12 protein-coding genes are annotated in these 15,333 nt (G+C 36.2%); 9 read left to right on the top strand and 3 right to left on the bottom strand.

Annotation, left to right across the window (positions count from 1 at the left end; all coding sequences use genetic code 11):
* The first annotated feature begins 45 nt into the window (after nt 1–45).
* From BLS38_RS04530 to proP, 4 genes are all read left to right on the top strand, one after another.
* Nucleotides 46–855 carry a tetratricopeptide repeat protein gene (locus BLS38_RS04530; RefSeq protein ID WP_092747149.1) on the top strand — a complete coding sequence of 270 codons (810 nt, stop codon included), beginning with the start codon at nt 46–48 and terminating at the stop codon, nt 853–855.
* An 81-nt stretch (nt 856–936) separates the two neighbouring features.
* Nucleotides 937–1,590, top strand: coding sequence for a TetR/AcrR family transcriptional regulator (locus BLS38_RS13280; protein WP_092747150.1), 654 nt, complete (start codon nt 937–939; stop codon nt 1,588–1,590).
* Between the two features lie 86 nt (nt 1,591–1,676).
* Nucleotides 1,677–2,594 (top strand): ornithine carbamoyltransferase, encoded by a 918-nt coding sequence (argF, locus tag BLS38_RS04540; protein WP_092747151.1) that lies wholly within the window; start codon nt 1,677–1,679, stop codon nt 2,592–2,594.
* Nucleotides 2,595–2,990: 396 nt separating this feature from the next.
* Nucleotides 2,991–4,469, top strand: coding sequence for a glycine betaine/L-proline transporter ProP (gene proP / locus BLS38_RS04545; protein ID WP_092747152.1), 1,479 nt, complete (start codon nt 2,991–2,993; stop codon nt 4,467–4,469).
* 140 nt (nt 4,470–4,609) lie between these two features.
* On the opposite strand, the gene hrpA is transcribed toward proP, so the two are convergent.
* Nucleotides 4,610–8,461, bottom strand: a complete 3,852-nt coding sequence (gene hrpA, locus BLS38_RS04550; protein ID WP_092747153.1) for an ATP-dependent RNA helicase HrpA — start codon at nt 8,459–8,461, stop codon at nt 4,610–4,612.
* A gap of 302 nt (nt 8,462–8,763) precedes the next feature.
* Between hrpA and ahpC the strand changes: the two genes are divergently transcribed.
* Complete coding sequence (gene ahpC, locus BLS38_RS04555) at nt 8,764–9,327, top strand: alkyl hydroperoxide reductase subunit C (protein WP_092747154.1); 564 nt, start codon at nt 8,764–8,766, stop codon at nt 9,325–9,327.
* A gap of 310 nt (nt 9,328–9,637) precedes the next feature.
* Here ahpC and aceI read toward each other — a convergent pair whose 3' ends face one another.
* Nucleotides 9,638–10,063, bottom strand: a complete 426-nt coding sequence (gene aceI, locus BLS38_RS04560) for a chlorhexidine efflux PACE transporter AceI (RefSeq protein ID WP_092747155.1) — start codon at nt 10,061–10,063, stop codon at nt 9,638–9,640.
* Between the two features lie 91 nt (nt 10,064–10,154).
* Between aceI and aceR the strand changes: the two genes are divergently transcribed.
* The 3 genes from aceR to leuE all read left to right on the top strand — a co-directional run bounded on the left by aceR (nt 10,155) and on the right by leuE (nt 12,834).
* Nucleotides 10,155–11,051 (top strand): HTH-type transcriptional regulator AceR, encoded by an 897-nt coding sequence (gene aceR, locus BLS38_RS04565; protein ID WP_092747156.1) that lies wholly within the window; start codon nt 10,155–10,157, stop codon nt 11,049–11,051.
* A 68-nt stretch (nt 11,052–11,119) separates the two neighbouring features.
* On the top strand, nt 11,120–12,100 hold the full coding sequence (tal, locus tag BLS38_RS04570) for a transaldolase (protein ID WP_092747254.1): 981 nt from the start codon (nt 11,120–11,122) through the stop codon (nt 12,098–12,100).
* Nucleotides 12,101–12,177: 77 nt separating this feature from the next.
* The gene (gene leuE, locus BLS38_RS04575) at nt 12,178–12,834 is read left to right on the top strand and encodes a leucine efflux protein LeuE (protein WP_092747157.1); all 657 of its coding nucleotides are present in this window, start codon (nt 12,178–12,180) and stop codon (nt 12,832–12,834) included.
* 225 nt (nt 12,835–13,059) lie between these two features.
* Here leuE and BLS38_RS04580 read toward each other — a convergent pair whose 3' ends face one another.
* Nucleotides 13,060–14,322 (bottom strand): MFS transporter, encoded by a 1,263-nt coding sequence (locus BLS38_RS04580; protein ID WP_092747158.1) that lies wholly within the window; start codon nt 14,320–14,322, stop codon nt 13,060–13,062.
* Between the two features lie 106 nt (nt 14,323–14,428).
* Here BLS38_RS04580 and BLS38_RS04585 point away from each other — a divergent pair, with 106 nt between their 5' ends.
* A complete protein-coding gene (locus BLS38_RS04585; RefSeq protein WP_092747256.1) occupies nt 14,429–15,325 on the top strand; it encodes a LysR family transcriptional regulator in 897 nt (298 codons plus the stop codon).
* Nucleotides 15,326–15,333: the final 8 nt, after the last annotated feature.

Consider the following 15,333-nt stretch of genomic DNA (forward strand, 5'->3'; position numbering starts at 1 on the left):
TGCTATAAAAGATAATAATTATCATTTATATTAAGGTATGCGAAGATGGGTGCATTTAGAGACTTTAAAAATACAATACGTGATTTAGATAAAAATATTCAGTCTCTTTTTGAGCAAGCCAACTCGGCAATTACCCGACAACAATTTGATCATGCAAAAATTTTACTTGAACAGATTAAACAACAACAACCCAAAGATGCACGCTGGATGCACGGCTTAGGAAATTTACATCACTACCAAGGAGAAACGACCCTCGCCTATCATTATTACATGCAAGCCGCACAACTCAAATTTGCAATCGCTTTTGATCATCTAGGACAAATAGAATCTGAACGACACAATCATATACTTTCAGAGCACTACTTCCTATCTGCAATACAATATGGTCATCATAGCTCGCTTATACCACTCGGTAAGATTTTACTAAACCAGTATCGTATTGAAGATGCGATGGGTTGTTTTTATCAAGCACTTGAACATCATAACAACGAAGCATTTATTCCACTGGCACAGTGCTACCTATTACGAAAGCAATACGACCTTGCACAAGATACTTTAACTCAAGCATTAGACTTAGATTTACCTAATACATCTCATTACATTGCACAAATGTATCAACAACAAAATTACTTAGATGATGCAAAAAATTGGTATTTACACTCATTTCAAACAGATAAGAATATTTCATCTTTAGAACAATTTGGTCAAATTTTATGTGCACAAGAGCAATTGATACAAGGTGAAAAAATTATTCAATTGGCACAAAAAATTGAAGATGAATATACACTTAGCAAAGAAGATGAGCAGCTCATAAACATCATTTTAGGCACTGGCTCAACTTTTCAAATCACCTAAAACATTAAAGCAAGTGAGAAACTTATAGAATTTGTTATATAATTAACAATCTTCCGTCTTTTCACTTGTTAATTATCATTTATGCCAGATTCAAAAGATAAATATATTCATGAGCCTCCACAAACCAAAAGAGGCATGGAAAGATGTATCGCTTTTTTAAATATAGCGACTGACCTTTTTTTGGAAAAAGGCTACGATGCGGTGTCATTAAGCGATATCATCCAACATACAGGTGGCTCTAAAGCATCTATATATAAGTTTTTTGGTAACAAAGAAGGTTTATTCAAAGCAATTTGTGACTATCGGCGTGATGTTTGTTTACAAGATCTTTATTTAAATACTGAAAACTATGAATCAGACCTAAGAAATTTTTTTCTAACAATTTTACAAAATTTTCATAATCATCTGATCGATACTAAAAATATTCAATTTTTGCGGTTAATTTTAGAACGTGCCAACCACGATTCTGCACTTGCAAACCACCTACATAAAAAAGGTCTGCAACAGATTATTGAAAATATCAAAGAATATCTTATTAAAGCAACCGAACAAGGCATCATTATATGCCACAATCCAACGTATTCCGCCAGAGCTCTACTGGGTTCAGTATGGCACTTTGAATGGCAAATGCTCATGGGTATTTCTGAACCCCAACCTGCCAATGATATACAACAATACATTACATATTGTGTTGATAACTTTCTAAAAGCGCATGAATACAAACAATCTTTTTGAATTTCTAATCGACTGTAGTATATTTGACGATTCTTTTTTATTCACAATCAAATAAGTAATTGCCCAAGCAATTACGTGGAGTAAGTATGGCTCTACGTCATTTTTTAACATTGCGTGATTTATCCTCTGCAGAACTAGAACGCATTATTAGCCGTGCACAAGAGTTAAAAAAACTACAACATAGTCACCAAACCTACCAACCCTTCATTGGTAAAGTTTTGGGTATGATTTTTGAGAAATCGAGTACTCGTACACGTGTTTCTTTTGAGGCTGGCATGAGCCAGTTAGGTGGTAGTGCTATTTTTTTATCATCTAGAGATACACAACTGGGTCGTGGCGAACCGATTGAAGATTCTGCACGTGTTATTTCAAGTATGTTAGACATTGTCATGATTCGTACGTTTGGACACGATATCGTTGAACGCTTTGCATCTTACTCGAAAGTCCCCGTCATTAATGCACTAACAGATGATCATCATCCTTGCCAGTTACTTGCAGACATACAAACATTTGTTGAACACCGTGGTTCAATACAAGGTAAAACTGTGGCTTGGATTGGTGATGGCAATAATATGTGTAACTCATATATTGAAGCTGCTCACATGTGGGGATTCAAACTCAAAATTGCATCTCCAAAAGGATACGAACCACAAGAAAGATTTTTAACAGAATACGCACACTGTGCTGAAGTTGTTGCCTCTGCTGAAGACGCTGCAGTCAATGCTGATCTGATCGTCACAGACGTCTGGGCATCTATGGGCCAAGAAGAAGAACAGAAAATACGTGAAAAGGCATTTGCCAACTACCAAGTGAACGAGAATCTCATGCAATTGGCACATTCAGACTGCTTATTTATGCATTGTTTACCTGCACACCGTGGCGAAGAAATTTCTGAACACATGCTTGAGCATAAAAATGCAGTAGTATGGGATGAAGCAGAAAATCGGTTACATGCTCAAAAAGCATTAATCGAATTTTTACTTAAAGAGCAACAAAAAACATAAATGTTATTGGAAAATATTTAAAAGCCCTATTAATGACCTTAATAGGGCTTTTTTTAAGCAATAATTAGCTTATAATATTATTCTGTATTAATCGTAATTATTATTTTACAAAAACTTACACTGTCCAACAAGTTTAAATACATAAAGACACAAATACCACACACTAAGCATATAAAGTAACCACGGTACCCCGCTACAAATCTTTTATAATAGACTTTAAGTCATTGAATTTTTTCATTTTTAAACGTTACAAGAAAAAATACATGCTGAATGTTATTTTTCGCACCTATTTTCTCTTGTCATGTCTAAAATTTTTTCCTCTAAACGATTGTTTTTTAAATTCATCTTAGTTTCTGATGTCTATAAAAAATAATCCCTTAAGACTAGGAATATTACATGCGTGGATTTAGAAAAAAGGCAAAGCCTGTCGATATTGCTGATGTAAGCATTGTCGACCAAAATAAATCAAAACAAGCCATTCGTGCAGCCGCTCTAGGTAATGCAATCGAATGGTTTGACTTCGGTGTATACGGTTATGTAGCGTATGTGCTGGGTAAAGTATTTTTTCCAAATGTTAGTCCAAGCGTACAATTGGTTGCCGCATTAGCGACCTTTTCTGTACCATTTTTATTTAGACCACTCGGTGGTATTTTGTTTGGTCGTCTAGGTGATAAATACGGACGTCAAAAAGTACTGGCAACCACGATTATATTAATGACTGCTAGCACATGTGCTATTGGTCTACTCCCCTCCTACGATACCATTGGTATTTGGGCACCGATTCTGCTTCTTTTAATTAAAATTTTGCAGGGTATTTCTGTTGGTGGCGAATATACTGGCGCAATCGTATTCGTTGCTGAATACTCACCAGATCGTAAACGTGGTTTTATGGAAAGCTGGCTAGATTTTGGATCTATTGCGGGTTTCTTACTTGGTGCAGGCTTAGTCTCATTGCTGAGCTCATGGATGGGGCAAGAAGGATTCCAAGAGTGGGGCTGGCGTATTCCATTCATCTTATCTTTACCGTTAGGTATTGTCGGTCTTTACCTACGCCACTCTCTTGAAGAAACACCTGCCTTTAAACAATATAGTGAATCTGAACAAAAAAATACAAAGCTTTCATTCAAAGAAGTTTTTTCAAAATATAAACGTAGCATGTTCTTATCTGTTGGGATTGTATTATGTACCAACGTAGCCTACTACATGTTGCTGACCTATCTCCCAAGCTACTTTACACATAACTTAAAGTATGACGAAGCCCATGGTACGGTTCTGATTATTGCAGTGATGATTGGTATGTTATTTGTCCAACCGCTGATTGGTTGGTTAAGTGATAAATGGGGTCGTCGTCCATTTATTTTCGCAGGTAGCTTATCATTACTCTTCTTATCTTATCCTGCATTTAAGCTATTAGACTCGGGTAGTACGCTATCAATTGTAGCAGGACTTACTATTTTAGCATTAAGCTTAAGTATGCTCTTAGGCGTGATGGCATCCACATTACCAGCATTGTTCCCTACAGCAATTCGTTATAGTGCTTTAGCTGTTTCCTTTAATATTTCAATTATTGTGGCTGGCTTAACACCAACAATTTCTGCAGCTTTGGTTGAGTCGACAAAAGACCTTATGATTCCTGCATACTATCTGATGGTATTTGGTGTGATTGGTATTATTACTGCATGGAATTTAAAAGAGACAGCCAATAAACCACTTTTTGGTGGTACGCCAATGGCAACCAATAAAGAAGAAGCGCAAGAATTGCTTGAGGAATTTCATGGCACACTTGAAGAAAGTATTGAAAAAATTGATGAGAAAATCATTGCACTACAGAAAAAACGTCAAGGTTTAGCTGATAAACATCCTGAAATTGACTAATTTTCAAACCAGCAAAAAATAGGGAGCAATTTAAGCTCCCTATTTTTTTATACATGATTAAATATTGATGCTCTTTGCATCTTTAAAGCCAATACAAACAGCACACTTATATCTAACAGCTTACAATACCAAAAGTCCTATTACTGTTTATTCCATACCTGTTGTAACCGTTTTGGAGATACAGCCACTTTAGTTTTCATTGGCTGAGAAAATAGTGAAATCCGAAATTCTTCCACCATTTTATAAAACTCATGAGTATATGGCCGTTTTTTATCAAATAGTTTTTCCATCCATGGATCAATCTCATCAATCGCAACATTATCTTTACTCAAATTATTAGGCAAACGTTCTAAACGAATGAGTAATGCTTTTAAGTAACGCGGAAACTCTTGCCACAATGATACAGGTTGTGTGTAAGCAAATTGATCTAACTGCATCAATGACAACTGATCTTCAATATCATCTATACTCGCACCAAAAATACGCTCATCTAAGCGTGCAAGTTGTGTTCTCGCTGACTGCCAATCCGTATAAATTTGATGAAATTGTTGTAATACCACTTGGCCAGTACTCAAAAATTGTTGCTTTAAATGTTGCTGTAGCTTTTGAAATGCTTCAAGTGTTTGAGGAAGTTCAACTTGGCTAATTACATTATCTAAAGTCGCGTAGACTAGCATATTTTCTAATTGTGTTTTGTCACCCAAAGGCGAATAAGCCAATGCCAGCGGTCTACTAATTTGCTTTTTCAGTTGTCGAACCATGTCACCAAGCTGAGCATATAGCAGAAAAATCACACCTTCTTTATGTAAACGTAATGCTTCTGATTCATCATGTAAAGTATGAACTGTTACGTTCGCATCTTCTTTTGATTTTAATTCAGAAAATAACTTTTCTGGTACAAGCGCTTGGTATTGCTTAACCATCACACCTGTCACTTTTTTTGCTGATTCAAAAGTAAATTGCTCAGGAAAACTACTTAATACCCCACTGGTTTGTACAACTGGTTTTTGGGTTTCAACACGGCAACGGGCTTTTAATTCGTCTAAATCACGCCCTTTTTCAATCACACGCCCTTTATCATCAACCACTTTAATCAAAGGGACAAGATAGCTTGGTACACGCTCAAATGAAAAATCTTGTGTCGTTATTTGCTCGCCACGCAGCGCAAACGCCAAATATTTAAAAATATGTTGCTTTAAATGTATAGCATCGACTGCACGTAGTAAACGCTGTGCTGTATCTGGAATAGGTACAATATGACGGCGTTTATCTTTAGGTAATGTTTTTAGTAATGCTTCGATCAAAGCTAAATGCCAACCGGGAACACCCCATGACCATATATTTTCATCGACTTGTGACAGTGCTTGTAGTGGTATTTTAACCGTTGCACCGTCTTCATCATGACTTGGGTCAAAGTGATAACTGGTGGACAATCGTAAACCACCATTCTGTAAATAATCAGGAAACTGTTGCGTAGTTGGTCGGTCATCTTGCCATAGTGATTCTTCATCTATATATAAATAGCGAGCATCTTTACTTTCTACCGTAGCTCGCCAATCTTCAAAACTTTTTCGACTCGCAATATCTGTCGGTACTTTACTGGCATAAAACTGAAAAATGGTTTCTTCATCCACCACCAAGTCACGGCGTCTTAGCTTGTCTTCAACTCTCTCGACTTCTTGTAGTTTCAACAAGTTATGCTTTAGAAATGGCGGTGTAATACCCAAATTCCCAGTAGTCAGTGCATCTCGCAAAAAGATTTCATGTGCTGCAGGTTGGTCTACTTTTTCAAAATTAGTCAATTGTTTGGGTTCAATAACTAATCCAAATAAGGTCATTTGCACATATGAGTGCACAATGCCTGTTTTTTTAGACCAGTGTGGCTCAAAGTAATGATATTTCAATAAATCTCGTGCAGCCAGTAAAATCCATTCTGGCTCAATTTTAGCCAAACTTCGCAAATACACCTGCGAGGTTTCAACCATTTCAAAGGCCATTACCCATGATGCACCTGCTTTATGCAAAGTACTGGCAGGAAAAATACGTGCTTTTTGTTGCTTAACAGCCATATATACATTTTTTTCATCTGTTTTATTGGCAATAAAAGACAATAATCCTGTTAGTAAAGCACGGTGTAAGTTTTCATAACTGGCTGGCTTTTCATTCATAGAAAGTTTTAAACTCTCAGCCAATGCAACCAATTGAATATACGTTTGTTTCCATTCACGTATACGTAGCCAACTTAAAAAATGCTGACGAGCAAACTGCCTACGCTTACTTTCACTCATCTCTATTTTATTGTTTTCGAGCACTTCCCATAACTTTAAATAAAATAGAAAGTCAGAATCAGCTTGTTTAAACAATGCATGTTTTTGGTCTGCTTGGGTTTGTTTATCTGCAGGACGTTCTCTAGGGTCTTGTACTGCCAAAGCACTGACGATAATGAGTGTTTCTTGCAACACGCCAAAATGTGCACCGCCCACAATCATACGTGCAAGTCTTGGGTCAATGGGCATTTTTGCCATCATTTGACCCACTTTTGTCAGTATGGTTTTCTTCTCATTCATTGCCCCAAGCTCTATAAGTAGCTTACGCCCATCATTCACTAAACGATGATCTGGTGGTTCAATAAAATCAAATTGCTCAAGCTCTCCCAAACCTAAACTTTGCATTTGTAAAATCACAGAAGCAAGATTGGTACGTTTAATTTCAGGTTCGGTAAACTCGGGACGACTTAAAAAGTCTTCTTCGCTATATAAACGAATACATACACCTGGCGCTATACGACCACAACGTCCTTTACGCTGGTTGGCTGCTGCTTGAGAAATTGCTTCAATCGGTAATCGCTGTACTCGTGAACGATAACTATAACGAGAAATACGTGCAAAACCACTGTCTATGACATAGCGAATATTGGGTACTGTGAGTGCTGTTTCTGCCACGTTGGTGGCAATAATAATGCGGCGACCTCGCCCGCTTGGGTTAAATATTTTTTGTTGTTCAGAAAGCGCAAGGCGTGCATATAACGGCAAAACTTCGGTATGACGCGGGCCATGCTTTTGTAAAGTTTCTTGTAATTCTCTAATCTCTCGCTCAGTACTGGCAAAAATTAGAATATCGGCATGTTCTGGGTGCCCTGAACGGTCTGCATCTGCAAAACACTCTTCTACAGCATTAACTACTGCACGAGGTAATAACTCTTCAAAGTCATCGAACTCATCGTCATCACTACTCGCGATGCTCATTTCTGAAATTGGACGATATCTTAGCTCTACAGGGTAACTGCGCCCTTCAACCTCAAATACAGAGGCATTGTTAAAATATTGGCTAAATCGGTTTACATCTAACGTCGCTGAAGTAATAATCACCTTTAAATCAGGGCGTTTTTTAAGCAACTGCTTCAAATACCCCATAATAAAGTCAATGTTGAGTGAGCGCTCATGAGCTTCATCAATAATAATCGTGTCGTATTTTAATAAGTAACGATCATTCACCAACTCGGCAAGTAAAATACCATCTGTCATGACACGAACTAAAGCATCGTTTGAACCCTGCTCATTAAAACGAACTTTAAAGCCAATAGATTGACCTAGCTTTTCACCCACTTCTTCTGCAATACGCTGTGACACGCTACGTGCTGCTAGACGTCTCGGTTGCGTATGGCCAATCATACCTGTAAGACCACGCCCTGCGAGCAGAGCAATTTGTGGTAACTGTGTTGTTTTACCCGAACCTGTCTCTCCCGCCACAATAATCACTTGATTTTTTTGAATAGCAGTAATCAATTGATCCGCATAACGTGTGACAGGCAAATCTTGATTTAAACGAATACGTGGCCTTGTTTGTGCACGTGCTTTGACTTTATGATTTGAACGTTCAAATGCATGAATATACTGTTCGGATTGTTTGCCTTTTTGTTTACCCAACAGATTTAAATGATGTCGGTCACGTGCCATAACTAAATGATCTACATCTAATAAATCGTTCTGCACTGAACTTATTCCCTACATAAATTTCATAAGAGCGCTATTTTACGCCACTCTAAGGGCGATATAAAGAGACTATATTTAAAGTTTTTTTTGACTAATCGCTTGAAAAAAATAAAAAGCGCCCCATGTCATTCATCAGCATGTCACGATATTTAGGCACTGTGAAAGCACTATCGGTTTTATATATACTAAGTGATTTATTTTTCCGATAATCTTTATTTAAAAATACCATTTCCTCGTATAAGATATTTTTTTTACCATTTAACCAATTATTAAAACGCAACCATAATCAATCGGAGCATATTATGAGCTTGATTAACACAGAAGTTAAACCGTTTAATGCAACTGCGTACAAAAATGGTCAATTCATCGAAGTATCTGAAGCAGATCTTAAGAACAAATGGTCTATATTCTTCTTTTATCCAGCAGACTTCACGTTTGTATGCCCAACAGAACTTGGTGATTTAGCTGATAATTATGCTGAGTTCCAAAAGCTTAACGTAGAAATCTATGGTGTATCTACAGATACTCATTTCACGCACAAAGCATGGCACGATACATCAGAAGAAATTAAAAAAATTCAGTATCCTTTAGTAGGTGACCCAACTTGGACACTGTCTAAAAACTTTGAAGTACTGATCGAAGGTGAAGGCCTTGCAGACCGTGGAACTTTTGTCATTGATCCAGAAGGTAAAATCCAAATCGTTGAAGTAAATGCTGGCGGTATTGGCCGTGATGCACAAGAACTTCTACGTAAAGTAAAAGCTGCACAATATGTACATGCTCACCCAGGTGAAGTATGCCCTGCAAAATGGAAAGAAGGTGATGCAACACTTGCGCCATCTATCGACCTCGTAGGTAAAATCTAAATTATATTTTAGATCAAAGACTTAAATATCCATCATTTTAAATGGATTATTTAATCTAATGCTCTCAAGTTAGTTTACTTGGGGGCATTTTCATTTTGTAAACTTTAAATACACGGCTTACTCTAGGCATTTGATTATTACCCCTCTAAAGCCAATATTCATATGACATTTTATAAAAGAACATACTCTATATTTATTCAGATCACTTTAAGCATGTCGCTATACATATATCAAAAATACATAAAAAAAAAGGCTATTCATTGTAGAATAGCCTTTTCAAGACACCTCTTTTTTCATATTCAAATATAGCCTATTCAGATCTTTGTTTAAGCATCATTCGTTGCTCAATCAAATCATAACACCACTGAAAAATAAATGTATAAACCAAAATACACAGTGCAAGCGCAATATCTAATACGAAAGCTTCAAACAATGAGATCTTTAATGCATATGCAATCATCGGTGTAGTCGCTAAAACTAATCCACCCTCAAAGCCAATGGCATGCAAAATACGTACAAAAATTGTTCTCTTGAGCTTATATTTATGTTCAGCTTTTTCAAACATATAATTAAAAATCATATTCCAGATGACTGAGGTAACAGCCATAATGATCCCTAGAGTACCTGTCACCTCAAGTGGCATTTGTAAAAAAATACTCAATGCAACAGCAATAATAACAAGTAAAATGACTTCATAAGTTAATGCATGAATCAATCTACGTTTTGAAATAAACATTTAAAAAAACCTCTTAATCTTAATAATATGAGCTTATTTTATTTCTATAATAGTGATATATCTAGTTAGAAACTTTCAGTAATAGTGATAGATGAATATTAATCAAGAGCAACTTCTTATTTTTAAAGCCGTTATGCAATTTGGCTCTTTTTCTGCTGCAGCAAGACAGCTTGGTAAAGTCCCTTCGGCAGTAAGTATGTCAATTGCAAATTTAGAAATTGATTTAAATATGCAGTTATTTACTCGACAAGGGCGTGAACCGATTGCCACACCTGCTGCACACAGCTTATATCAAAAGACATTATATTTACTCAGTGAAATGAACCAATGGAAACAGCATGCACATGCACTCAGTGAGGGGTTAGAAAGTCATTTCAATATTGTGATTGCTTCTGAACTCATTTATACCCCTTGGATCGAATATATTTTATTACTAGAAAAGACCTTTCCAAGCTTAGAAATTAATGTATTTACTGCACCACAAGAAGAAGCGATGCAACTATTACTCCATAATCAGGTACAGTTTGCACTATTATTTGAGCGTGAAATTTTAGATTATAGAGAAAGCTTTGTAGAACTTTTTCATGAAAGCATTGTACCCGTAGTCAGTCAAAATCATCCGCTTGCACAATTTAAAGAAATTTCTTTACAGGATTTAGAGCAATATCGGCAAATTGTGGTCACCAGTCGCCAACTGAATATTCAGCCTGAATTACTATTTTCTAAAACGTATTGGCGGACCAATCAGCATCATTTGGCTGTTTCTATGATTCAAGAACATTTAGGCTGGGGATTTCTCCCACTCAGGTCGCTACAACACATAGACCAAAAGAAAGCAAAAATTCAGACATTAAATGTCATTAACTTTACTGAACAACTGAATTACTTTGTTGATTTGGTTTGGCATAAGGAACACGCACATGGTGTTGCCAGCCAGTTTTTAATAAATTACGTGAAGAAACAAAGAGCTGATAAAAATAGCCACTGAATTGTCATCAAAAAATTGCTCAAATATGGTATAAATACCCCACGTATGACTCTATGATGAAATATAGTATGACTGAATCTGCTTTGTCTCAACTCAATCAAATGACAACTGTTGTTGTAGACAGTGGCGACTTACTTGCAATTGAGCAATTTAGACCACTTGATGCAACCACTAACCCATCATTAATTACTGCTGCGGCAAATCAACCTCAAAACCTTCAACTCATTGAAGATGCATATGCTCAAGCAAAAACAGAAGGTTATGCATCAGATGCACTCATTGAACGTACAATTGACATTTTGACTGTAAAACTTGGTGTAGAAATATTAAAATTAATTAAAGGCCGTGTGTCTACTGAAGTAGATGCCAGCTTATCTTATGACACACAAGCTACTGTTGCAAAAGCTAAAGAACTACTTGCACTCTATGCAAGCTATGGTGTCTCAGCCGACCGTATTTTAATTAAAATTGCTTCGACATGGGAAGGTATTCAAGCGGCGAAAATTTTACAAAGCGAAGGTATTGATTGTAATTTGACATTATTATTTGGTTTACATCAAGCAAAAGCCTGTGCAGATGCAGATGTAAAATTGATTTCACCATTTGTTGGCCGTATTCTAGATTGGTATAAAAAAGCTGAAAATGTTTCAGACTATCCAATTGAGAAAGATCCAGGTGTTTTATCTGTAAAAGAAATTTACACCTATTATAAAACACATGGTATTCCTACTGAAATTATGGGTGCAAGCTTCCGTAGCACAGCACAAGTACTAGGCCTTGCAGGTTGTGACCTATTGACAATTTCACCAAGTATTTTGGCTGATCTTGAGAAAGAAACAACTCCTGTAGAAAAACAACTCAGCGTGCCTACATCTGCAACACAAACAACCACTGCAATAAATGAAACTGAGTTTAAACAACAACTCGAACATGATCTTATGGCATTTCAATTATTGCAATCTGGTATTGATGGATTTATTAAAGCTAGAGAGCAATTAAGCGAACTACTACATCAATCATTGGGCGTAAGTGCTGAAATTAAAAAATAAATCATTTAATATAAGCAGTATATAAACCGATACTTTTACAGTGTCGGTTTTTCATTTCAATAAAAAAGGGGTTTTCCGTGCTAGGTATCATTAATTTATCTACGTTTATTATTGGTACAGTCATGATTATTATTCTGCCTGGCCCAAACTCTTTTTATATTTTATCTATTGCTTCCAAATATGGTATTAAAGCGGGATATAAAGCGGCTTTTGGTGTCATTTCTGGCGATTTCTTTCTCATTTTAGCAACAATTTTTGGAGCAGCCTCTTTATTACATAATTTTCCAATTTTATTTTTAATTTTAAAAAGTGGTGGTGCAATTTATTTATCTTATCTGGGTATTAAGCTTATTAAACATGCCATAACCACTTGGAAAAATAGAAATCGCCCTGTTGCTCGCGAAACAATTTCCTTTGATGTCACTAACAGAAAAGAAACACCTTATAAAACTGCACTTACCATTAGCTTACTTAACCCGAAAGCCATTTTATTTTTCCTCTCTTTTTTTATTCAATTTGTTGATCCTAAGCATGACTCTCCTCTATTGAGCTTTTTAGTGTTATCTCTAATTCTAGAAGCCATTAGTATTACTTATTTAACTTTATTGATTTTTTCTGGGGTCAAACTTTCAAGCTACTTTGCTAAAAACTTACGCCTAACCAGTATTTCTATTTTGATTGTAGGATGTTTATTTATTGGTTTCGGTATCAAACTCGCGATGAGTAATCTGTAAACAGACCTGTATATATAGACCTATACCATATTAATTTGCTGACATTTATTTAAATTGATATGGTTTCTAAAACTTGTCACTTAAAATCAATCCATCTTCCAAATACTACATTTAATATACTAAAATAATTTTTTTATTTATTTTATTTAATGGTTTAATCACTCACTTATGACTGTATAAAAAAGACCACAACATAATGTGTGGCCTTTTATAGACTGTTATCGCTTACCATTCATAAATTTTAACCTTGACCGCTCGCCAAATTAAACATAATGCAATTATTGATAATGCAATATTTAACCCAACAACTGCAGGCCAACCACCATGTTGCCAAAATACACCGCCAAAAGAACCCACAATACTTGAGCCTAAATAATAAAATAGTAAATATAAAGAAGAGGCATGCCCTTTATTGGTTTTAGCGGTTGAGCTTACATTACTGCTTGCCATTGCATGTGCAATAAAGAACCCTGTTGCAACAAAAGCAACACCAATAATAATCGCAAATAGATGACCACTTAATGTAATTAGCGCACCAATGAGCATAGATAAAAAACCTAAACACATAATAGGTGTACGACCTAATTTATCAGCCATATAGCCTGCAAGTGTAGACGATACAATACCAAAACTATAAGACAAGAAAATCATGCTAATTTGCGTTTGAGTCAGCTCATAAGGCGCAGTAGATAGTCTAAACGTCACGTAGTTAAATAATGTAACGAAAATACTCATCACTAAAAAGCCAATCACATAATTGGTGACGAGAACTTTATTCTTTAAATGCGTTGCCCATGCTTGGCAATGAAAATTAAAATTAATCCCTTTTTTAGCAACAAAATTACGCGATGCAGGCAGTAGAAAAAAGAAGCCTACACAGCACATAAAGCAAATTATACCCAAAATACCCATAGCAACTCGCCATGAGAAGTACTCTGTCATTAAGCCCATGCCTACTCGGCCCATCATACCGCCAAAAGCCGTACCTGCAATATATAAGCCCATTGTGCGTGCTAAATGTTTTGGGTTTATTTCTTCAGCAATCCACGCCATTGCAACCGCAGGCACACCACCCAAAATAAACCCTTCAACTGCTCGTGCAACAAGCATTAAATTCCAACTTGGGGAAATTGCACATAAAATATTGAGTAATGCGGCAAGCCCCATAGAACAAAACATAAGCCCTTTACGGCCTAAAGCTTGCGAAAATGCACTAGATAATACAATAGAAAATGCTAAAAACCCTGTGGTTAATGACAAAGCCAATGAGCTAGTGCTTGCTGTTACACCAAAAGCATGTGTAAATTCAGGCAATAAAGGTTGTACGCAGTAAATTAAAGAAAAACTGGCAAAGCCTAATAAGAATATAGATATTCCAGCTTTTTGATAGTCTGTTGTTCCACAGCTAATACCCTCATAAGGGCGGTCATTTTGAATAGGTGTTGATGTACTTTGCTCCAGAGAATCTGTCGCTGACTGAGTTTTCATGATGTGCCTAAATGATCACAAAATATATATTAGATGTGAAATATGGTAACAATTTGAAATATATATGTATAATATATTAGACATCATAGAACTATACTTTTTAAATATGGAAATACGTCACATAAAATACTTTATGGCTGTGGCAAAAACACATAATTTCTCAAAAGCAGCACAACTGCTAGGGATTAGTCAGCCACCTTTAAGTATTCAAATCAAACATTTAGAAGAAGAAATTGGTAGCGAATTATTTTATCGTACATCGCAAGGTGCAACACTTACGGCTGCAGGTGAAGTGTTTTTAAAGTCTGTGGCGAATATTGAAGCACAACTATTATCGGCCATAGAACAAACGCAACGCGTTGCAAATGGCGATATGGGGGAATTACGGTTAGGCTTTACTGGTACAGCTATATTAAACCCACTCATACCACAAGCAATCTATACCTTTCAAAAAAAGTATCCTAATGTCAATCTTATTTTAAAAGAAGCAAACTCATTATTATTAATAGATGATGTTGCAAATAATGAATTAGATATTGCTGTAATTCGTACACCTCACAACTACCCTTCAGATATTTGCATTCAACATCTTGTTTATGAAAATTTAGTTGCTGTACTTCATCAAGACACACCCTGTACGGGCGAGCCTTACATTTTACTCAGCTCACTCAAAGACCAAAAATTTATTGTATCACCATACGAAGTGAGCGCAGGCTTACACGATGCGACCATTAATGCCTGTAAACAAAGTGGCTTTGAGCCTATATTTGGCCCAAGTGCACCACAAATTGTATCTATTCTATCGCTTGTTGCAGCTAATTTGGGTGTGTCATTGGTTCCTGAAACAACCCAACAAGTCAATATAAAAGGCATTCGCTATAAAGCTTTGCATCCAGACACCACAAAAGTCAGTTTAGGTCTAGCTCATCAGCACGACTACCATTGTCAACCTGCCATTAACTTCTCGAGTATTTTACATACATTGCTCAATGAACAGAGTTAATAACGTGG

The sequence above is a fragment of the Acinetobacter boissieri genome, from assembly GCF_900096955.1.
Taxonomy (GTDB): Bacteria; Pseudomonadota; Gammaproteobacteria; order Pseudomonadales; family Moraxellaceae; genus Acinetobacter; species Acinetobacter boissieri.